Source organism: Streptomyces sp. ICC1 (genome assembly GCF_003287935.1).
GTDB classification, from domain to species: Bacteria; Actinomycetota; Actinomycetes; order Streptomycetales; family Streptomycetaceae; genus Streptomyces; species Streptomyces tritrimontium.
Genome location: NZ_CP030287.1, coordinates 5,360,614 through 5,381,712, shown reverse-complemented (window position 1 = coordinate 5,381,712; position 21,099 = coordinate 5,360,614). Strand labels below are relative to the sequence as shown.

Sequence of the window (21,099 nt, the reverse complement as noted above, 5' to 3'; positions counted from 1 at the left end):
ACATGGTTGTGGATAACGCCATCACTCCGAAGAGTGACCGTCTGCCACGGGAGGGGCCGGAACGGGAAACCGCAGTTCGTTCCGCTCGATCTTCGCGGCGAGCGCATCCAGCACGTCGACCCCGAGGACCTCACAGAACTGCAGGAGATAGGCCAGCACATCAGCCACCTCATCGGCCACTCTGTGTGCGTTCTCCGGCTTCTCCATGACCGCGGCCGACTGTTCCGGCGTCAGCCACTGGAAGATCTCGACCAGTTCGGCCACCTCCACGCTCAGCGCCACCGCCAGGTTCTTGGGCGTGTGGTACGGCTCCCAGCCGCGCGCCGCCGCGAAGTCGGCGAGCCGCCGCTGCAGCCGGTCGATCCGCTCCTCGGGCCGCCCGGCGGGCCGTTCCGCGGCGGGCCGTTCCTCGACGGGCCGTTCCGCAGCGGGCCGTTCCTCGACGGGCCGTTCCGCAGCGGGCCGTTCCGCGGCGGGCCCGGCAGAGGTGTCAGGTTCTTCGCTCATGCGCCCAGGTCTACCACCGAGACGCCCCCGACCCCCCGGGCGGCCTCCGCGCACGCCTCGCCCGCCGTCGCGGTCAGCCGGACCTGCCCGCGCCCGCAGGCCAGTACCGCCAGCCGCAGCAGTTCGGCGCTCTGCCGCCGGTCCAGGTCCCGGTCGAAGCCGTCGGCGAGCACGGCCAGCGCCTGCCGTGCGGACAGCAGTTCGGCGGCCGGGTCCATGGCCAGCACCCCGGGACCGGTCAGCAGCACCAGCGCGAGGGCCAGGAAGCGGAGTTCGCCCGCGCCGAGCCGGGCCAGCTCGGTGGCGGGCCGGTCGGAGCCGCGGTCGAGCAGGCCGGTGACCGGGCCGCCCTCGGGGGCCCGTACGTCCAGCCCGGCCACCCCTCCCGCACACCCGGTCCGAGCGGCCTCGGTCAGCAGCCCGTAGCGCGTGCCGCACTCCGCCCGGGTCCGGCGCAGTACGTCGGCCAGGTTGGCGCAGTCGCCCAGCAGCCGACCCTCCCCGGGCGGCACCGGCTCCCGCATCCGCTCCGGACGCGGATCGCAGGGGAACACCGAGCGCAGCGCGACCACCACCTGCTCGGCGGCGGCCAGCACCCGGCGCTGCCCCTCCGTGGCGCCGGCCACGCGCAGCGGCAGCAGCGCGGTGCCGAGCCGGTCGTCGGGGAGCGGGGCCCTGGTGACCCCGATGGCTCCGCCGGTCAGCCAGGCCGCCTGGACGGACCGCCGTCCGGGGTCGCGCAGGGCGGTGCCGAGCAGGATCTGGCCGTCCGCCGAGAGGCGTTCGCCGACGATCCTCAGCGCGGGCTCCGCCTGGACGGCGAGGTCGAGGCGGACCGGCCCGGCGGGGCCGTCGACCGTGCAGCCGATCCGGAACCCCCTGCGCCGCTCGGCGTCGGGCACCGCCCGGTCGGGGATCCGGGCCCGCGGCTCGGGGAACACCTCTTCGAGGGTGGCCCCGGAAGCCAGCGCGGCCAGTGCCGCGTACGCCTCCAGCACCTGCGACTTGCCGCTCCCGCTCGGCCCGGTGAACACCGTGATCGGCCCCAGCGCGAACCGGGCCGCCCGGTGCACCCCGTAGGCGGAGAGCCGTAACTCCGTGACGACGGGCCGCAAGTGCGGCGCCCCGACGGAAACGACGGAAGCGAAGGAAGCGACGGGCGCGGCAGAAGGTGCGGGAGCGGCGGGCATGGCGGAAGCCGGGGGCACGACGGAAGCGGCGGCCGGGGCCGGGGCAGGCGGGGTCATGCGCGGGACGGTACGGCCCGCGGGACCCCCCTGGGGTCCGGCGAACCGTTCCGCCCACGGGACCTTCCTACGATCGGGGGACGGCCGCGGCCGCGATCCCCTCCACCTCGGTGCCCACGGGCGCCAGCAGGAAGACGTTCCGGTCGACCCGGTGCATCCCGCTGCCCAGCCCGAAGACCACTCCGCTGCTGAAGTCCAGGATCCGCTTGGCCACTTCGCCGTCCGCGCCCGTGAGGTCCAGCAGCACCGGGATCTGCGCGATCAGGTACTCCGCCACCTCCCGCGCGTCCGCGAAGACCTGGACCCGGATCACCACGAAGCGCCGCTGCTCCGCCGCGGACGCCCCCGGCGCCGTGGGGATCGTGCGGTGGTCCACCCGCGAGGGCCACTCGTTGCGACTGCGCAGCGGGACCACCTGCGCGAGTCCCTCCCACTGCTCGTCGGTGACGTCGTACCTGCTCACCGGGCCGCCCCGGCCCTGCGCTTCATGTGCATCCCCCCATCCTCTCGCGTTTCACCCGTTCAGCCCAACACCGACACGAGCCGTCCGGGACCGCCGCTTCGACTACCCACCACTACACGGATAAGTTAGGTTAGGCTTGCCTAAGTCAATGCGCACCGCATCGCCACTCGCACTCGCACTCGCACTCGGGACGACGGAGATCCACATGCACCTGCCCATGCCCACCGACGCCGAGCGGGTCCGGTCCATCCTGGCCGCCGCCCATTCCATGACCGTCGTCACCGACGGGCTGCGATCGGAGATCCGCCACCTCGACGGCACCGACCCGCTCGGCCGCCTCCACCTGCACCCCGCCGAGCCGGGCGCCCGCTCCGAGCACCGGCCCGCGATCCGCATGGAGTTCACCGACATCGCCCCCACCCCCGTACGGGACCGCGTGCGCGCCCGCGTCACCCTGCTCGGGCGCCTGCTCACCCCCTACTCCGACGAGGGTGCCGACTCCACCTGCGTGGAATTCGGCCAGGCCGTCCTCCAGACCTCGGACGGCACCCGCTCGTACGTCGGCCTCGAGGAGCTGGACGCGGCCTGCCCCGACCCCCTCGCCCCGTACGAGGCCGGCATGCTCACCCACCTCCTGGACGACCACGCCGAGCTCGTCAACCTCCTGCTGCGCCTGGTCGGGCCGCAGCCCGCCCACCGGTCCGAGCCGTCCGGCCGAGCCGACGGCCGCTCCGGCGACCGCGCCGACCAGTCCGCCCTCCTGCGCGCGCTGCCGGTCGCCATGGACCGCTACGGGATCACCCTGCGGCTGGAGGAGCGCCGCGGCGACCGCGACGTACGGCTCCCCTTCCCCTCCCCCCTCGACGACGTGGAGCAGTCCGGGGCGCAGATCCAGGCCCTGTTCAGCGCCGCCCGCCGCCGCTCGCACCGCAACACCCTCCCCGCCTGAGCCCCTGCCTGATTGCCTGTCGCACCCCCGCCCGACCCGCGCGGCCGGAACCGTTTCAGGAAGGGGAGATTCCGGAAAAAAGCTCATCCCCGCCGGAATACGCCCCCCGGACGGCCCGTTGGGGACGATCATGAAGGCAATCACCTACACCGCATACGGAACCCCCGACATCCTGGGGCTCGCTGACGTCCCGGAGCCCAAGGTCGCCCCCGGCGAGGTCCTCGTCCGCGTCAAGGCCGCCGGGGTGAACCCGGTCGACTGGAAGCTCGCCTCCGGATTCCTCGACTCGCTCCTCGAAGTCCGCTACCCGGTCATACCCGGCTGGGACGTCTCCGGCATCGTCGAGGCCGTCGGCCCGGACACCTTCGACTACGCCGTCGGCGACGAGGTCTACGGCTACGTCCGCAAGGAGTGGGTGGAACTCGGCACCTACGCCGAGCTGGTGGCCGCCCCCGTCCGGACCCTCGCCCGCAAGCCGCGCGCGCTGACCTTCGAGCAGGCCGCGGGCATCCCGCTGGCCGGGCTCACCGCCTACCAGTCGCTCCTGCGCGCCGGGCTCAAGGCCGGCGAGACCGTGCTCATCCACTCCGCCGCCGGCGGCACCGGCTCGCTGGGCGTGCAGATCGCCGTCGCGCTCGGCCTGCGCGTCATCGGCTCGGCGGGCGAGCACAACCACGACTACCTGCGCTCGCTGGGCGCCGAGCCGGTCCTGTACGGCGAGGGCCTCGCCGACCGGGTGCGCGCGCTGGCCCCCGAAGGCGTGGACGCGGCCCTCGACTTCTTCGGCGACGGCGTCGTCGCGACCTTCCAGTCCCTGGTCAAGGAGCGTCACAGGGTGGTGTCCATCGCCGATCCCACGGCGGCCGCCCAGGGCGCGCACGAGCTGTGGGTCCGCCCGGACACCACCGACCTGACCTTCCTGGCCAAGCTCGCGGACGAGGGCGCGCTCACCGTCAACGTGGAGCACGCCCTCCCGCTCGCCGAGGCGGCGAAGGCCTGGGAGCTCAGCGCCGCCGGGCGCACCCGCGGCAAGATCGTCCTGACGGTCTGAGCGGGGCCCACCCACGCGCGGTTCCACCCACGCGCGGCCCCGCGTTCAGGAGGTGATCGGCGGCCCCGCGCTCCCCTCCTTCGAGGGGGCGGGCCGCGGGCCCACCGCCCGCAGCGCGCCCGGGGTGCGCCCCTCGCCCCAGCCGATCTCCCGGCGGTAGCTGCCGAGCAGGCCGCGGCCGACGAGTCCGGCCTCGTCCCGGACGGCCGGGTCCTCGGGCAGCGGCCGGGTGACCGGTGACACGAACAGCGCGTCCACCGGGCAGTTGGCCTCGCACAGGAAGCAGGTCTGGCAGTCCTCCTGCCGGGCGAGCACCGGGATCCCCGCCGGCCCCCGCTCGAACACGTCGGTCGGGCAGACCTCCACGCACTTGTCACAGGCGATGCACCGCTCGGCCGAGATCAGCTCGATCATGCGACCACCCACTCCGCCGGACGCGTCCACACCCGGTCGAGTCCCCCGGTCAGGATCCGGTGGTGCTGCGCCGGGTCCTGCTCCGGGTGGTCGAGCCGGCGGGCCATGCCGCGACTCTCGGTGCGGGCCAGCGCCGCCGCGTACATCCAGCGCGCGTGGGCCGTCATGGCCGCCGCCTGCCGGGCCTTGACCAGGTCCGCGCCCTCGCCGTGCAGGGAGGTGCGCAGCTCGGCCCAGGCGGCGTCGAGCACGCGGAGCGACGCGGTGAGGACGGGGCCGCTGCGGAGGTGGTTCTTGTCGTACGGGAGCACTTCGCCCTGTACGAGTTCCACGGCCGCCCGGTGTCCGCCGGCCGGCCCGGGGCTCCCCGTCGGGCGCAGCCCCGCTCCGCCGGCCCCGGTCACCGGCCGGAAGGCGGCCCGCCCCGAAGCGAGGGAGCGGGAGTGCGCGGCCGCGCCGGTCCCCGCCCAGCTGCCCGAGGACATCGCCCAGGCGGCGTTGTGGCTGCCGCCTCCGGTGAAGCCCCCGCAGATCTCCTCGCGGGTGGCCGCGTCCCCGGCGGCGTACAGGCCGGGGACCGCGGTGGCGCAGTCGTCGCCGGTGATCCGGATCCCGCCGGTGCCGCGGACGGTGCCCTCGGCGAGCAGGGTGATCGCGAAGCGGTCGGTGAAGGGATCGATGCCGAGCCGGTCGAAGGTGAGGAAGAAGTTGGGCTGCGCGAGCCGCATCGCGGTCTGCGCGGCGGCGTCGGCCCGGTCGAGGCGGGCGAAGACCCGGCCGCCGTCGAGGAGGGAGCGGGCGATGACGGAGCGGCCACCGAGGCTGGCGGCGCCCTCCAGGACCTCGCCGTCCTCCCGGTAGAAGGTGGCGAAGGTGTAGAAGGCCGTCTTGGTGACGGAGGTGCCCTCGGGGGCGATCCCGTAGGAGTTGGAGAACTCCATGCCGGAGAGCTCGGCCCCGGCCTCGGCGGCGAACAGCGCTCCGTCCCCCGTGTTGGTGTTGGTGCCGAGCGCACCGCTGAGGAAGGCGCAGCCGCCGGTGGCCAGGACCACGGCGCCGGCCCGGACCCGGTAGGGCTCGCGGGCCTGGCGGCGGTAGCCGGCGGCGCCCGCGACGGCGCCGTCCGCGTCGGTCAGCAGCTCGGTGACCGGGCTGTGGTCCAGGACGCGGACGCCCGCGCGGCGGATCCGGACGCGCATGCGGCGCATGTACTCGGGACCCTGCAGGCCGCCCAGCAGGAGCTGCCCGTCGGGGCCGGTCGGGAAGGGGTAGCGCCCGTCGGTGGCCAGCTCGTTCATCCGGTCGTACGTCTCGTCGAGGACCCGGGACATCCAGCGCCGGTCGGCGAGGTGACCGCCGAGCCCCTCGCGGCTCGCCATGGCGGCCTCCCGGGCGGCGGGCTCCGGCGGGACGTACCAGACGCCGGTGCCGCCGGCGGCCGTCGCCCCGCTGGTGCCGCAGTAGCCCTTGTCCGCGAGGACGACCGAGGCGCCGGCCCGGGCCGCCCCGAGGGCGGCCCAGGTGGCGGCGGGCCCGCCGCCGACGACGAGCACGTCGGTGACGTGCTAGTGCTGTGGCCGGAAAGGTTTGCCGGGTCGCGGTGTTCGGTGCGGTGCCTCTCCCCCAGCTACCGCTGGGAGGGGCCCCCGGGCGGAGGACCACGCCTCGTACTGGACGTACCGGCGTGGTCCGACAACGCCGCGAGGTGCCGTGCCGGGCGCCGCGACCCGGTGAACCTTCCCGGCCACAGCACTAGCTCACGCCGTGGCCCCCGCGTGGCGGTTGGCGGGCCGGGCCAGCCCGTAGTTCTCGCGCAGGGTCCGGCCGGTGTACTCGGTGCGGAAGAGGCCGCGGCGCTGGAGGATCGGGACGACCTGGTCGACGAAGTCGGTGAGTCCGGTGGGCAGGACGGGCGCCATGATGTTGAAGCCGTCCGCGGCGCCCTGGGTGAACCACTCCTCCAGCTGGTCGGCGATCTGCTCGGGCGTGCCGGCGAAGACCCGGTGGCCGCGGCCGGCACCGAGGCGGGCGATCAGCTGGCGCAGGGTGAGGCCGTCGCGGCGGGCGAGTTCGGCGACGAGCGTGAAGCGGCTCTTGTTGCCGTTGATGTCCCGCTCCTCGGGGAGGTCGGGCAGCGGCCCGTCCAGCGGCAGCCCGGTGAGGTCGGTGCCGAGCATCCCGGAGAGCTGGGCGAGCCCGTACTCCGGCACCTGCAGGTCGGTGAGCTCCTGCTCCAGGGCCTTGGCCTCGGCTTCGGTGGACCCGATGACGGGGGCGATGCCCGGCAGGACGAGGAGGTCGTCCTCGGCGCGGCCGTACTTGGCGAGCCGCGACTTGAGGTCCTTGTAGAAGGTCTGGCCGTCGGCCAGGGTCTGCTGGGCGGTGAAGACGGCCTCGGCGTACTGGGCGGCGAACTCCTTGCCGTCCTCGGAGGAGCCGGCCTGGACCAGCAGCGGGTGGCCCTGCGGGGAGCGGGGGACGTTGAGCGGGCCGGCCACGCCGAAGTACTCGCCCCGGTGGGCGGCGGGGTGCAGCTTGTCGGTGTCGGCATAGATGCCGGCTTCCTTGTCGAGGACGATCGCGTCGTCTTCCCAGCTGTCCCAGAGCTTGGTGGCCACGTCGAGGAACTCGCGGGCGCGGTCGTAGCGGAGGTTGTGCGCCAGGTGCTCGTCCTGGTTGAAGTTGCGGGCCTCGTCGACGGTGCCGGAGGTCACGATGTTCCAGCCGGCCCGGCCGTTGCTGATGTGGTCGAGGGAGGCGAACTTCCGGGCGGTGTGGAAGGGCTCGTTGAAGGTGGTGGAGACGGTCGCGATGAGCCCGATGTGCTCGGTGACGGCCGCGATGGCGGAGAGCAGCGTGAGCGGCTCGAACCCGCCGAGGGCGTTGTAGCGGGCCTTGCCCCAGAGGGCGAGCCCGTCGGCGAAGAAGATCGAGTCGAGCCGCCCGCGCTCGGCGGTCCTGGCCAGCTCCTGGAAGTAGCGCAGGTCGGTGACCCGTTCGGGGCTGCTGGCCGGGTGCCGCCAGGCGGCGTCGTGGTGGCCGGCGTTCATGAGGAAGGCGTTGAGGTGGAGGGTCCGGGGTGCGGTCATGTCGTGTCCTCGGTGGAATCGGCTCAGGGCGGGGCCCCTCCTGCTCGGTCAGCCCGCGAACCCGGACCGGTTGCGCCATCCCGCCTCCCCACGCTGATTGGAGAACTCCTTTCCAACCAGCACCACGAGCAACCCGGCGAACCTTCCCGGTCACAGCACTAGACATCCTCCAGTCCCGCTCGGAGCACTTGCGCCCCGAACATTCGGACGGCTACATGATGAGCCGCGCCAGCCAAGCCACTGGGTTCGCTGAGTAGGCGTCACGACTCAATCAGACAGCACGCTCATCCTCGAACACCGCTATGACTCTCCGCGATCGCTCCCCAAGATCTGTGCCAGAACCCAGAATCTACCGACAACCGTTCCTGCTTCTGCCGTATGCAGCCAGCCTCACCTGCTGGAGACGCCACAAACCCGCCTCATGATCGTGCTACGAGCTCATAGTAAGGCGGCCCATATTCCGCAACACCAATCGGGAAATCAACTTCGACCAGAACTTTGAAAATAAACTCAGAGGCCGACATGCGGAACTCTGACCATTCCCCCTCGGAATTCTGGACAACGATCGGCCATGCACTCGACGGGCCAGGGTCGGCCAGCCAATAGATCTGACATTCCGAGTATGTATCAGCCCACGGGAGCAACCCTGCAGATCCGGGCCGATAGACACCGAACCTCAGAATGTCCGCCGCAGCAAGACTATTCACTTCGACAATTCGCTGCAACGAATACCACTGATCGCGAAGCATTGAATCGGACCCACCCGAAGAAGAGGCCACCTCAAGGAATCCGCTAAACGTTCCGCGCCCGAAAATTTCACAAACCTCCTTGAAATCCTCAGGCAGCGCGCAGCGCAATTCGCTTTCAATGTCATCCCACGCAATTCGAATCGATAGGCGGTTCCACTGAAGCGCCTCGACGACCCTATCCACCCAGTTCATAACGACATCACACCCTTCTAATCCCTAGTGTTGATAGTTTTCTATTATTGCGAAACCTGCACCTTCCCTATCTCCTATCCAGCCCAAGTAGACACGGACAGGGATGGGATTGGTTCCGACATACTTCGGAGTGACGCTGTAGTATATCGTCTCCCCACCTTCCACGCGCCTCGCCAGATCCCTTTCATAACTTGCCATATCGGGGGAATTTGATTTGTTGTACAACGGGACCAAATTCCGAGCATCCTCGCCAGAACCCCCGAGGGACTTGGCTATCAAGTGGCCACGCTGCAGCCCTCGCCCCGGCCCCCAACCTCGCGGCTGGTTATTCCAGCCAGAATTCCGATCGAAAGGGAACTCCGTCCCCGTTCCAACCAAATTTGTTTCCTGAGTGTCGAATTTCCAGTTCATTTTATCATCCAAATAATTATAATCCCCTTTATTAAGGCAAGCTCGCGCACCTTGGGCTCGGCCAAGCGCATCAAGCGGCGCGTAATATATGGCCGAATTTCCTTTCTTGCATCCGCCTCTGTCGACGGGTGAACTCCCGAAGCTTCCTTCAGTCGCTTGATCGACGGTTAGATGAAGACCCAGGCCGTAGTCTGCCGAAATATCCCCATCCGGATTAAATCCAGGACCGTCCTCGAAAAACTTGAGAAAATCGGAGGATCCGAAAACAGCCTGCCAGCCGTCATCTTCCGTCCATTGCGCGTCGTCAATAGCATCGGTGTCGATTTCGGGAACATGCACAGGTGTAATGATCGGCGGATATTTATCCTTGTTGGGATCTCCATCGCCCGGAGGGGAGTACGGAAGGGCGCACCTGGTGCGGCAGGGTCCGCCACCGCGCGATCCGCTGGCAGCGTCACCGATTATTCCCACGACGCTGGGAGCCGATCCTGTTCCGCACATCCAGTGATTGCACATCTGGCGGGGCATGGTCCAAGGCGAGGCGCCAACACTCGGGCCCGCAATGGATACGGTCTGGTAGTACCCGCCGTACTTGAGCCACCCCGGGAGCCTTTTCGACCAGCCGAAGGATCCATACGTCTTGGTGAACCTAGGCAGACTCACCCGGTCTGCCGCCGCGCTCGCTGCTCGCTGGCCCGCAGCCTTCCTCTCCAACTGATCGGTTGATTGGTGTCCTGTGGGGTCGGTTCCGTTGAGCGGGCTTGCGTTGGCGTAGGTGTAGCGGTTTGCCTGGACGGAGGGGTTCGGGTCGAGTTGCCAGGTGTCGCGGCTGGTGAAGCTGCCGATGCCGGGCTGGTACCAGCGGGCGGCCATGTTGACTTCGTCGGTGCTGGGGTCGGTCCAGCCAGACTGGTATCCGATGTTGGGGTTGGCGCCGCTGGTGGCGGTGGTCTTACCGAACGGGTCGTAGTTGCGGGAGCCGGCGAGGGCGCTGCCGTCCGGAGTGAGGCTGGCGACGAGGTCGTCGTGCTGGTCTGTGACGGCAAGGCGTGCGGTGCCGGTCTGGCCAGTTGTGGCGGTGGAGAGGACGGAGCCGGCGGGGGTGCGGGTGTAGCTGGTGGTGGCGTCGGTGACCAGGTTGTTGGAGCCGCCGTCGTAGGTGAAGGGCTTTGTGTTGTGGGTCAGGACGCGGTCGAGGCTGTCGTAGGTGAAGGTGCTGGTGCCATTGGTGATGGTGCGTTCGAAGGCATCGGACTGGATCTGCTGTGTGGCGTTGGCGTCCGCGGAGTCGGTGATGGTCTTCTCGCTGCCGCGGGCGCTGTAGGCGTAGGTTTCGGTGCCCCAGGTTTCCAGGCGGTTGCGTGCGTCATAGGTGCCTGTGAAGGCGCCGCGCTTGGTGAGGTTGCCGGCCTTGTCCCATTCGTAGGGGGTGTTGGTCGTCCCGTCGTTCCATGAGGTCATGCGGCCGGCAAGGTCGTAGGTGTAGGTGTTGGCGGCTGCGCCCGCCGTGCCGGTGGTGGTCTTCTTCACCAGCTGGTCGGAGAGGTCGTAGTCGTAGGCCTGGCCCTGGACGTCGCCACCTGCGGTGCGGGTGACGGTGTCCTTGTTAAGGCGGCCCAGACTGTCGTAGGAGTAGGTGCGGTTGGCACTGATCGTGTAGGTACCGCCGGTGGCGGGGCGGGCGTACTGCTCGACCGTGGGCCGGCCAGCCGCGTCGTAGTCGCTGCGGACCTGGGTGCCGGTCAGGGGGTCGGTGCTGGTGTCGAGGCGGCCGCCCGTGTCGTAGGTGAACGCCGTTGTGCCGGCCGCGTCGGTGCGCGAGGCCATGTTGCCGTCAGCGTCGTAGGTGTAGGCGGACTTGCCGGAGGGGCCGTCGGAGTTCAGGAGCTGGCCGCGGTCGTTGTAGGTGTAGGTGTTGGCGGCCAGGACGCTGTCAGTGCCGGAGCCCGTCATGCGGCCTGCGAGGTCGTAGGAGAGGGTGCGGGGGCGGGTGGCGACGGCTGTGCCGCTGCCGGTCTCGCCTGTGAGGCGGCCGAGGGCGTCGTAGGTGCGCTGGCGCTTGACGTTGCCGGGCAGGAGTTCGGAGACCGGCTGTCCTGCGGCGTCGTAGCTGGTGGTCCAGGTTCGGACGTCCGGGGTCCAGTGCTGGGTGGTGGCGGGTTCGATGGTCGATTCCGGCAGGCCCCAGGGGGTGAAGGTGTAGTACGTCGCCTTGCCGCGGCCGTCGGTCAGGCGGGTACGGTTGCTCGCCGCGTCGTAGCCGAAGGTGGTCGTGATGGAGTCCGTCGCTGTGACCGGTTCGATCTGCTTGGTCATGCGGCCGAGCGCGTCGTAGGTGTAGGTGCGGCGCGATCCGGTGGCCGAGGTGGATGCTGTCACGTTGCCGTCGGCGTCGTACTCGGAGGAGGCGGTACGCAGTGCGGTGGTACCCGTGCCGAAGTCGGTGGTGGCTGTGGGCTGGCCCAGGACGTTGTAGGCGGTTGTGGTCTTGCGGCCGGTGGCGTCGGTGGTTTCGGTCGTGCGGCCGAGGCCGTCGTAGGCCGACTTGGTGATGCCGCCCAGAGGGTCGGTCACTGTCAGGACCTCACCGGCCGTGTTGTGCGTGGCCGTGGTGGTGCGTCCGGCAGGGCTCTTGGAGATTGTCTGGTTGCTGGCGTCGTCCCAGGTGTAGCGGGAGACCAAGTTTTTGAGGGTGGGCTTGCGTTCGACGATGGTCGAGGTCAGGTTGCGGCCGAGCTGGTCGTAGGTGGCCTCGTTACGAGAACCGGTCGGGTCCGTCACGGAGAGCTGGAGACCGGTGGGCGTCCAGCTGTAGGTGCTGACCCCGCCTCCGGACAGGGCGGTGGCGGCCCCGTTGAGCGTGTTGGTTCCCGGAGCCTGCAGGGCCGTTGTTCCGGTAAGTGCAGGGTCGGTCTTGCTGGTCAGGTTGCCCAGCTGGTCATAGGTGAAGTACGTCGCTCGGCCCAGGGGGTCGGTTTGCGAGGCCGGGTTGCCGAGCTGGTCGTAGCTCGTGCGGGCAACGCCGGTGATCTTGGTTCCGCCGGGCGGGGTGTAGTCCGGGAGCGTGACGGCCGTGGCACGGCCCAGTTTGTCGGTCTCGGTGCGGGTCACCATGCCCCGGGCGTCACGCGTGTCGGTGGCTTCGGCGAAGGTGTTGTAGCCGGTGAGGGTCTTGGGCGTGACGGCGGTTGCCGCGGCGCCGTTCTCTTCGGCCTGGACCTGCGGGGCGGTCTGCTCGACCAGGCGGCCGAGTGCGTCGTAGCGGTTGGTGGTGGTGTTGCCGCGCGGGCTGACTTCGGTCAGCGGCAGGCCCCGCTGGTCGAAGGTGGCCGTACTGGTGCGGGTGGTAATGCCGTCGGTGACGGTCGCCTTCTTCGGGTTGCCCGCGATGTCGTACTCGGTGGTGGCGGTCAGCTTCTTGCCCGTGCCGTCGATCGACTGCGTTGCCTCGGTGACCTGGTCGTCGCTGTTGTAGGACGTGGCAGTGATCCGGTTGAGGCCGTTGGGATCTAGGACGGTTCGGGTGGTGCGTCCGGTGGCGTCGACCGTGTTGGTCACCGTGGTGCGGCCGCCGCCGGTGGTCTGGCTGGTGAGGTTGCCGGCGCCGTCGTAGTCGTTGGCCTCAAGGACGATATCGTGCGTGGTGCCGTCGGCCTGGGTGACCGCCTTGGCTGTCGTCTTGGCTTTCCGGCCGTCGTCGAAGTAGGTGAAGGTGGTGGTGGCGCCCATCGGGTCCGTGGTGGAGGCCAGGCGCCCTGCCGGGTCGTAGGCGTGGGAGACCAGGACGAGGTCACGGGTCTGGCCGGCAGGGTCGCCGGTCCAGTTCTTCAGGACCGACTCGGCCAGGTTTCCGCGCTTGGTGAAGGAGTGGGTGACGACGTTGCCCGCCGCGTCGGTCTCCTGCACCACGCGCCCCATGGGGTCGTGAGCGAAGGCGGTTACGTTGCCAACTGGATCGGTGACCTTCTCATTGAGGCCCTGGGCGTTGTACTGATAGGTGGTGGTCCGTGTGGTGTCGCCGCCGGTCGTGTCCTGGGTGGACTCGGTGAGGAGCAGGCCGTCCGGGTCGTAGGTGCGGTTGACCGCGGCGGTGTGGGTAGTGCCGGTGATCTCGTTCTTGACGCCGGGGCCCGTCTCGGATGCGACGCGGGACATGGCGTTGTAGGTGTAGGTCGTCGTGACCCCGGTCGGGGTGGCGTCGGAGGTCTGGGTCTCGGCGAGTTTGCGGCCCAGGCCGTCGTAGGTGTAGGTCGTGGCGAGGCCTGAGGGGGCTGTCGACTTGGCGAGGTCGCCGGAGGCGAAGTACACGTACGAGGCGGTCGCTCCGCCCGGGCTCTTCTTCGTCGCGACCAGGCCCGCGGGAGTGGTGCCGCCGCCGGTGGCCGGCTCGGTGCCGGTGGTGTAGGTGGTGGCTGACGTGCGGCCGTCGGCCAGGGTCACGGTGTCGGTCAGGCCAAGCGGCGTGTATGACGTGGTCGTCCGGTAGCGGTTGTCGGCCAGACCCGCAGAGCGCGCGTCACGGATGGCGGTCGGCTTGCCGTTGCGCGGATCCAGTAGATCGGCGGCGTTGTAGTAGTAGTCGATGAACGAGGTCCAGCAGGAGTCGTCGTCGCGGCAGGTGGTCGTCGACACGGTGTTGCCGCGCTCGTCGTGGCCGGTAACGGTGGCGTGCCCGTTGGGGTCGGTGACGGTGTGGAGGAATCCGCCTGTGTCGTAGGCGTAGGTCGTCACACCGCCATCCGGGTTCGTGGTGGCGGTACGGCGCTGGCCCCGCACGGCGTCATATGTGCTGCTGGTCTTGGCCCCCATGGGGTCCGTGACCGTCACTGTCGCGGTGAGAGAGGAGCCGGAGGCGCGGGTGCGGGCGTTGTAGTGCTTGGCGACCTGCTCGCCCGTGAGCGGGCTGGGGTAGACGGCGACCTCGTCCAGCTGGCCTGTGAAGTAGCTGAGGTTGCCTGGGGAGGCAGGCCAGTTTCCGGCGTAGCCGGCGCCGATGTAGGTGTAGTTGTTGGCCTGGTGATGAACAGGCACGTTGGTGGCCTCGGCGACTTGGGTGCCGTCGAGGTAGAGCGTCTGAGTGGATCCCTTGGCCGTGACGACAGCGTGGTGCCACTGATCGTCCGTCACCGTGGCGGGTGAGGTGTTGGTGGCGGTGGAGCCAACGGTGAAGTACTGGCCATGGAGCTTGTTGTCCGACCCGACGTACAGGACGGGCGTCCAGTTCACAGAGGGGTTGGGCAGTTGGCTTTCCTGGTTGCTGAGGAGCACACCCGGCTTGGTGGTCTTGAACCAGAGTTCGACGGAGAGGTCGGTGTCGGGGATGATCCCGGCGCCGGGGAGCCGTGCGTAGCCGTCGCCGGTGAATTCGGCTGCGGTGCGGTCGCCGATGCCGAAGGCGCCCGTGGTGTTCAGTTTTGTTTTGGTGTAGGTGCCGTTGCCGCCACTCGCGGTGATCTTGTTGGTGACGCGGGTGCCGGTGGTCTCGTCTAGCTGCCAGTAGCTGGTGGGGGCGTCGGCCATGACCGTGCCCTGGTACTGGTTGCCGGTTCCGGCGACGAGGCGGGTGCGGGCCTTGTAGTGGTCGGCGACGGTGGCGGCGTCCAGTTCCTTGCCGTAGAAGGCGGCCTCGTCGAGCTGTCCGGAGAAGTAGCGCACTCCGGCGGGCTGTCCGTCCCAGGCCCAGTGGGAGTAGCCGGCGCCGAGGTAGGCCTGGACCACGGTCTGCGGAGTGACCGCTCCGGCCTGGTATCCGACTTTTACGCCGTCCAGGTACATGGTCTGTCCGGTGGTGCCGCCGGTGAGGACCACGTGGTGCCAGGCGTTGTCGGTCACCGGGTTGGTGCTGGTGATGGATGTGCCCTTGATGCCGCGCCAGAGCTCGCCGCGGAGCTTGCCGTCGGCGTCGATGAGCAGGCTCGGGTTCCACTGGGTGGGTGTGGTGGCCAGGTCGGTGTTCTGTAGGCCGAGGAGGACGCCGTTGGGCTTGTCGGTGCGGAACCACATTTCGGCTGCGAGGGCGGTCGCGCCGCCGATGGTCTCGGCAGGTACGTCGACGGCTCCCTTGGTGCCGTCGAGGGTGACCGAGCCGTTGTCGCCGTCCAGGAATGTGCCGACCGAGCCGAGGGTGACGCCGTCGTGGTAGGAGCCGTTGCCGCCGCTGGATATCTCATCGGCCGCGGCGGCGCCGCTGCTGTCACCCAGGCGCCAGTAGTTGACGGGGCCGGTCGCCTGGACGGCAGTGGTGTACGCCTGTGAGCCGGAAGAGTACTGGGGCGGAGAAATCTTCCAGGTACCGCCCGACTCGTCGGTGACCTGGGTGGCACGTTCGGTGTCGTTGTCGTACGTGACCTGGGCGCCGGTGCGGCCCGAGGGCAGGATGGACTTGCTCAGCTTGGAGGTGCCAGTACGTGCGTCGTAGTGGGCGCGAACCGTTCCGGCGTCCAGGGCCCGGTGGTAGACGGCGACATCGTCCATGCTGCCGTTGAAGTAGCGGACTTCCTGGGCGGCATTGCCGTCCCAGGCCACGCTGGAGAATCCGCCGCCGAGGTAGGCGAACGTCTTGGCACTGTGGTCCACGGTCCCTGTGCGGGAACCGACAGCCTGCCCGTCGAGGTACAGCGTCTCGCCGGTTCCGCTGCTGGTGAGAACCGCGTGGTGCCACGCCCCATCGGTGACCGTGACCGTCGAGGAGATCGGGGCCTTCCACTCGCCGGCCAGCTCGAAACCACCACGGAGCTTGCCGGTCGTGTCCACGACGAGGGCCGGGTTCCACATGTACGGCTTGCCGTCGGTGATCCGCTTGTCCTGGAAACCGACCAGGACACCGGGCTTGGCCGTCTTGAACCACAGCTCCAGGGACAAGACCTTCGAGGCGGACAGGGCCGCTTCGGGGAGCTCCATGTAGGAGTTGGTTCCATTGAATGTGGCTGCCTTGTTGCCCGTCCCCGTCATGGCACCCGCGCTGGCGAGGGTGACGTCGCGGTAGCGGCCCGCGTTCAGGCCGGTACGCGAGACCGCGTCACTCTGCGCGTTCTCGCCCTCGCTCTCGTTCAGCCGCCAGTACGAGACCGGATTCGCATCCAAGACGGTGCTGCGGTACTGCGAACCGGCTGTGTACTCGTACAGCGTGCAGGCGGTCGTCGAGGTCGGCGGGCACACCTTGGCCAGCCGGCCGTTGCTGTACGTGTAGGTCCACTTCAGCGCCGGAGAGCCGGGCCCGATGGCGTCGGTGGAGACCGAGCTGACTCGGCCCACACTCCAGGTGAAGGTCAGGGCGCGCTTGGACAGCGCGTCCGTGGCCTTGGTCAGGAGCCCGCCGGTATAGGTGAGGAGCTGCTCGCGGCCGTTGCCGTCCGCGGCCTTCGTCAGCAGCCCGGCAGTGTCGAAGGTGTAGAGGGCCCCGCTCGCGTCGCGCAGCGTCCAGCCGCCGGTGACTGCGGTCAGGACACCCATGGAGCCGGAGGGTGCGCTGTAGGTGCCGTCATTGTTCCGGCCGAAGCGGATCTGGCTGCCTGCTGCGAGGGTGATGACGACGTTTCCGTCGGCCTCTGCCTTGGCCCGCATGTCCCAGCGGGTCGCCCAGCCGGTGCCGAAGGCGTTGTTCTGGCGGGGGTCCTGGGAGTTGTACGTCCGGGTGACCGCGAGATCGGGTCCGACTACGGGTACGGCGGCGTCGGTGGCGGCGGTCGTGTAGTTGCCCGCGCGCTCACCGAAGCCGTGGCTGCTGTCCGAGCCGCCGAGGTGTGAGGTGATCGCCGGCTGCGGGACCTGCGGGGTCAGGATCGACGGCTGTGTCTGGGCCGACTGGGCCTGGCCGTCGTTGGCGTATCCGTACCAGGCGTACGTCTTGGACCAGGAAAGCCAGCCTGCGGGCACGGCCCAGCTCTGCGAGGGCGCGGCTGGGGACTGCCGGCAGTTCTTGCGGGTGTCCGCCCCTTCGACCTCACATACCTCGAATGTGTACGTCAGGGCGCTGGGATAGCGGTCCTTGTCCTCTGCGGAGATCCACAGGGTCGGGGTGAGGGTGTCGCTGAGGGAGCCACTGGGCGGGGCCGCGCCGGTGAGGTAAGGCGGAATGTTGACCGCATCGACCCTGATGGGCATGCCGGGTACACCCTGATCGACGAAGCTGGTCGAGCCGTAGTCGTCCATGGTCCACACCAGCGTGTACGTCCCGGGCGTCAGCGGAGCGATCGCGGCGTCAACGGTCACCGAGCCGCCCGGGGGCACGTCCTGCGGCATATCCGTCCAGCGGACCTTGCTCCAGTCGCCATTCCGGTTGATCAGGTTGTTGTTGGCGTCGAACAGGTCGTAGCGGAGCTTGTAGTTGGCGTTCTTGGACCACGTGGCCTGGCCCTGGTTGGTCACAGTGGCCTTGAACCGGCCTTCGGACGTCGCCGTCATCGGCTGAACGAACCCGCCCGCCTGGTAGACGGCTCCATAGCTCGTCCACGTCACGTCCAGGCTGGGAGCCCCGTTGGGGTAATCGTCCGAGCCGAAGTTCTTCCAGCTCTTGGAATCCGTGTCCGAGGCCTTGACTGCGAGGCCGTAGTTCGGCTTGCGGTTGTGCGTCCAGTCATCCACGAGCTGGCGCCCATCAGGGCCGAGCGGAATTCCCTCCCAGGCCGGACCGCAGGACCAGGTGTTGGTCCCGTCGGGACGCCAGCCATGCGCGAAGCTCTTCGAACCCAGTGCGGGTCCGGTCGCCGGCCCCGGCCAGGCGGAGGTGCTGGACTCCGACCAGTTCGAGGTGATCTGGTGCACGGTCACCGGACGAGCCGTGCATGAGGAGGACCACGTGTTGTACAGCGACAGCTTCGCGGCGACCACATAGCCGTTCTTCATCGCGCCGCTGCCGAGCCCGTCGAACTTCAGGAACCCGGCCGCCTTGTGACCGCCGCCGTCGTAGGTACCGGCCTTGATGTTGGTGTCACTGGCGAAGTTCTGGTTGTACGGGTGCTCGACGTAGGTGCCCGAGGTGGATGACACGCCCGTCACGGACGGGTCCACCTTCACCGGGAAGACCCGCTCGGGCGCCGACAGCCATTGTGCGTCCAGGGTGGCGACGAGGATCTGGCGGTTGCCCGAGGTCTCCAGCGTGTAGGTCACGCCGGAGGAAATGACGCCCTCGTTGGAGTTCTCGGCGCGCTTGGAGTCCTCCATCCAGCCTGCGGGCATCCAGCCCTGCTGCTTCCCGGCCGCATCGGTGAAGGCGATCCCGCCCAGACCGTCGAGCTTCGCAGTCAGGCCGTTCAGTGCCAGGGGGAACCGCCACTGAGTGGGTGCGGACTTGTCCTTGAGGATCAGTGTCTCCTTGACGGAGTCACTGCCGGCTATCAGGACCACATCGGATGACTTGCGGACCTCGGGATAGGTGATGACGCTTCCATCCACCGTGCCTGCAGAGTGAGCGGCGCCTTCGATCCCATAGCCGATGGAGACGGTGCCACTCATGCCGAGAATGGCCAGCGATTCCGCGTCGGCGTACTCGGCGAAACGCACCACGTCTTGTGTGGACTGCGTCTCCCACCCCGCGCCGCCCACGCTCATGGTCCGCGCGCCTGCGGGCTTCGTCAGCCGCGCGTCTATGACATTCCATTTCCCGTCAGGGGCAAGGAAGTTGACCGGCTCATTGTAGAAGCGCGTCGTGTATGTGCCGTCCTTGTTGAGGAACGTCCGCGCACGTTCCGCGCGCTCCGTCGTCACCTCGGTACTGGCGTTGGAGTCGAATCCCTTCGGCTCCGGAACCACGGGAGCGGGAACCGTCGTGAACGGGACCGGCGCCGGAGGCTTCGGCTCTGTACCGAGCTCTATCTGGAGGGAACCGCCATCCGCTGGCAGCTCGCCCGGCGCCTTCTGCGCGCCACTACGCCCCCCGCCCGCTGCGGCGCCAGTCACGTTCCCGGAAGCATCGTGGCTGCGCCCGCGCGCCGAACCCCAGGCCTGACCAGGGCGCTCCCCCGCACCAGAACCCTTCGCGGCGACAACCCACTGATTCGCGGCCAGGGCGGCCTGCTCCGTGCCGGCCAACACAGCCATGACGAAAGCGATAACAACAACAGACGGACGCGCGATGCGCACGAAGAGCCCCCACAAGAACGATCAAGAGGGGGCCATTCCTATCCGCACTCACAGCAAACGCACAACAGTCGCCCAGCTTGCGATCTCGGCAGGCTCCTGAAAGCTGCACCCGGCAGATAGATCCATTTACTGACGGACCATAATCAATCTTCAGAGGTGGGCCAGACTACGCGTGACGGATATCACGACGGCCTGCGGCTGTCAGCGTTCACGTAATTCGGCTCTGTCGGGGATCTTGTGATGTCGCAGGGCTGAGCTGGGCAGTCTTCGGGTGTGCGGTTCAGGGGTGTTGGGGCGGTTGTTGCCGCATCTGTCCGGTGTTGTCATCGAGTCGATCAAGCGAACGGTCGGGGTCATCACGCTTCGCGCGGGGTGTCAGACGTCTCCGGTGAGATGCCCGGGATGCGGTATGCCGTCGTGGCGGGTGCACGGACGGTACGTCCGCCGGCTCGGCGACGCACCCGTGGCCGGCAGCCCCGTAGTCATCGAGCTGACCGTGCGCCGGTTCAAGTGTCTGAGCAGCCGGTGCCCGGCGGTGACGTTCGCCGAGCAGATCGAGGGGTTGACCAGGCCGTATGCCCGGCAGACGCAGGTGCTGCGGTCGATGCTCGCCTCGATCGCTCTGTGTCTGGCGGGCCGTCCCGGCGCCCGCCTGGCCGCGGCCCTCGGGATCCGCATTGCCAAGGACGCCCTGCTGGACCTGCTCCGCTCGGTCCCGCCACCAATCGGCGCCGTCAGATTCCTGGGAGTGGACGATTTTGCTCTGCGCAAGGGCGACTCCTACGCGACGATCCTGGTTGATCTGGAAGCCCGCCGCCCGGTCGATGTCCTGCCCGGCCGGGACGCCGAGCCACTTGCCGCGTGGCTTCGCCTGCACCCGGAGGTGGAGGTGATTTGCCGGGATCGGGCCGGCGCCTATGCGGAGGGAGCCCGAACCGGTGCCCCGCAGGCGATGCAGGTCGCCGACGCCTGGCATCTGTGGCGGAACGTCGCGGATGCGGTGGAAAGAACGGTCGGATCCCACCACGGGTGCATTCAGTCCGCGTTCGCGGCGACCCGGTCATGGCGGAGGCGACCGCGAGGGACCTGGTCACGCCGGAGCCGTCCAGGCCGGTGGCCGTGCCGTTCGTCCCGCCGGACGGCATGCTCGACGTCAACGGCCAACCCCGGCGCCTGGTGGCCCGCACGACAGAGAGATACGCGGCGGTCCAGGCCCTGCTGGCCGAGGGAAGGTCGCTGGCGGCGATCGGCCGGACGCTGCGGCTGGACCACTCCACCGTCCGCCGCTTCGTCCGAGCCGCCAGCCTCGACGAACTCCTGGTCAAAGCCACCGGCAGGCTGTCTCTCCTGGATGAGCACAAGACCTACCTCCGCGCCCGCTGGCTGGAGGGCTGTCACGACATTCCCCAGCTCCACCGGGAACTGCGCGAGCGCGGATTCACCGGGAGCGTCCAGTGCCTCCGCCGCTACTTCCGAGCCTTCAGACCTCCCCGCCAACCAGGACGGAAGCAGCAACCGGTGTCCCGGCCGCGGCCCAGGCCGGCCCCGAAGCCCCGACGCGTCGTCCGCTGGATCATGACGAACCCCCAGCACCTCGCGGCCGCCGACGCCGCGGAACTGAAGGAGATCCGTACGGCCTGCCCTCACCTCGACGCCGCCGCACGGCACGTCCACGACTTCGCTGAAATGCTCCACCACCTTCGCGGAGACCAACTTCCCGATTGGATGGAGCGAGTCCTTACTGACGACCTCCCAGCCCTCCACTCACTGGTCAGCGGCCTGCGACGCGACTTCGACGCCGTCACCGCAGGTCTCTCAACACCGTGGAGCTCCGGCCAGGTTGAGGGCCACGTCACCCGCGTCAAGCTCATCAAGCGCATGGCCTACGGACGAGCCAACCTCGACCTCCTACGCCAACGGGTACTCCTCGGCCCATAACCCTGCGAC

General features: G+C 68.9%; 11 protein-coding genes. 3 read left to right on the top strand and 8 right to left on the bottom strand.

Annotation, left to right across the window (positions count from 1 at the left end; all coding sequences use genetic code 11):
* Window positions 1-21: 21 nt before the first annotated feature.
* The 3 genes from DRB96_RS25375 to DRB96_RS25365 form a co-directional block, all read right to left on the bottom strand.
* A complete protein-coding gene (locus DRB96_RS25375) occupies window positions 22-363 on the bottom strand; it encodes a nucleotide pyrophosphohydrolase (protein ID WP_239516878.1) in 342 nt (113 codons plus the stop codon).
* A gap of 140 nt (window positions 364-503) precedes the next feature.
* Window positions 504-1,697, bottom strand: a complete 1,194-nt coding sequence (locus tag DRB96_RS25370; RefSeq protein WP_239516877.1) for an ATP-binding protein — start codon at window positions 1,695-1,697, stop codon at window positions 504-506.
* Window positions 1,698-1,821: 124 nt separating this feature from the next.
* Window positions 1,822-2,217: a cell division protein SepF gene (locus DRB96_RS25365; protein WP_030154409.1), complete on the bottom strand. Its 396-nt coding sequence runs from the start codon at window positions 2,215-2,217 to the stop codon at window positions 1,822-1,824.
* A gap of 205 nt (window positions 2,218-2,422) precedes the next feature.
* Here DRB96_RS25365 and DRB96_RS25360 point away from each other — a divergent pair, with 205 nt between their 5' ends.
* Complete coding sequence (locus DRB96_RS25360) at window positions 2,423-3,166, top strand: DUF2470 domain-containing protein (protein ID WP_112450539.1); 744 nt, start codon at window positions 2,423-2,425, stop codon at window positions 3,164-3,166.
* 130 nt (window positions 3,167-3,296) lie between these two features.
* Window positions 3,297-4,217 (top strand): NADP-dependent oxidoreductase, encoded by a 921-nt coding sequence (locus DRB96_RS25355; protein WP_112450538.1) that lies wholly within the window; start codon window positions 3,297-3,299, stop codon window positions 4,215-4,217.
* Window positions 4,218-4,262: 45 nt separating this feature from the next.
* Here DRB96_RS25355 and DRB96_RS25350 read toward each other — a convergent pair whose 3' ends face one another.
* From DRB96_RS25350 to DRB96_RS25335, 5 genes are all read right to left on the bottom strand, one after another.
* Window positions 4,263-4,631, bottom strand: a complete 369-nt coding sequence (locus DRB96_RS25350; RefSeq protein ID WP_112450537.1) for a ferredoxin family protein — start codon at window positions 4,629-4,631, stop codon at window positions 4,263-4,265.
* Window positions 4,628-6,184 (bottom strand): FAD-binding protein, encoded by a 1,557-nt coding sequence (locus tag DRB96_RS25345; protein ID WP_112450536.1) that lies wholly within the window; start codon window positions 6,182-6,184, stop codon window positions 4,628-4,630. Before DRB96_RS25345 ends, DRB96_RS25350 begins: the two co-directional genes overlap by 4 nt.
* Window positions 6,185-6,388: 204 nt before the next feature.
* Window positions 6,389-7,720, bottom strand: coding sequence for an LLM class flavin-dependent oxidoreductase (locus tag DRB96_RS25340; protein WP_112450535.1), 1,332 nt, complete (start codon window positions 7,718-7,720; stop codon window positions 6,389-6,391).
* A gap of 419 nt (window positions 7,721-8,139) precedes the next feature.
* Complete coding sequence (locus DRB96_RS43195; RefSeq protein ID WP_162688644.1) at window positions 8,140-8,661, bottom strand: SMI1/KNR4 family protein; 522 nt, start codon at window positions 8,659-8,661, stop codon at window positions 8,140-8,142.
* A gap of 24 nt (window positions 8,662-8,685) precedes the next feature.
* Entirely contained in the window at window positions 8,686-18,621 is a 9,936-nt protein-coding gene (locus DRB96_RS25335) for a LamG-like jellyroll fold domain-containing protein (protein ID WP_239517759.1), read from the bottom strand.
* 1,593 nt (window positions 18,622-20,214) lie between these two features.
* Between DRB96_RS25335 and DRB96_RS44935 the strand changes: the two genes are divergently transcribed.
* On the top strand, window positions 20,215-21,090 hold the full coding sequence (locus tag DRB96_RS44935; RefSeq protein ID WP_239516221.1) for a transposase: 876 nt from the start codon (window positions 20,215-20,217) through the stop codon (window positions 21,088-21,090).
* Window positions 21,091-21,099: the final 9 nt, after the last annotated feature.

Excerpts from the sequence above, each read along its gene's own strand:
- DRB96_RS25360 (WP_112450539.1), top strand. The coding sequence starts at position 2,423 with ATGCACCTGCCCATGCCCACCGACGCCGAGCGGGTCCGGTCCATCCTG.
- DRB96_RS25340 (WP_112450535.1), bottom strand. The coding sequence starts at position 7,720 with ATGACCGCACCCCGGACCCTCCACCTCAACGCCTTCCTCATGAACGCC.
- DRB96_RS25355 (WP_112450538.1), top strand. The coding sequence starts at position 3,297 with ATGAAGGCAATCACCTACACCGCATACGGAACCCCCGACATCCTGGGG.
- DRB96_RS25350 (WP_112450537.1), bottom strand. The coding sequence starts at position 4,631 with ATGATCGAGCTGATCTCGGCCGAGCGGTGCATCGCCTGTGACAAGTGC.
- DRB96_RS25370 (WP_239516877.1), bottom strand. The coding sequence starts at position 1,697 with ATGCCCGCCGCTCCCGCACCTTCTGCCGCGCCCGTCGCTTCCTTCGCT.
- DRB96_RS44935 (WP_239516221.1), top strand. The coding sequence starts at position 20,215 with ATGGCGGAGGCGACCGCGAGGGACCTGGTCACGCCGGAGCCGTCCAGG.
- DRB96_RS25335 (WP_239517759.1), bottom strand. The coding sequence starts at position 18,621 with ATGAGCGTGGGCGGCGCGGGGTGGGAGACGCAGTCCACACAAGACGTG.
- DRB96_RS43195 (WP_162688644.1), bottom strand. The coding sequence starts at position 8,661 with ATGAACTGGGTGGATAGGGTCGTCGAGGCGCTTCAGTGGAACCGCCTA.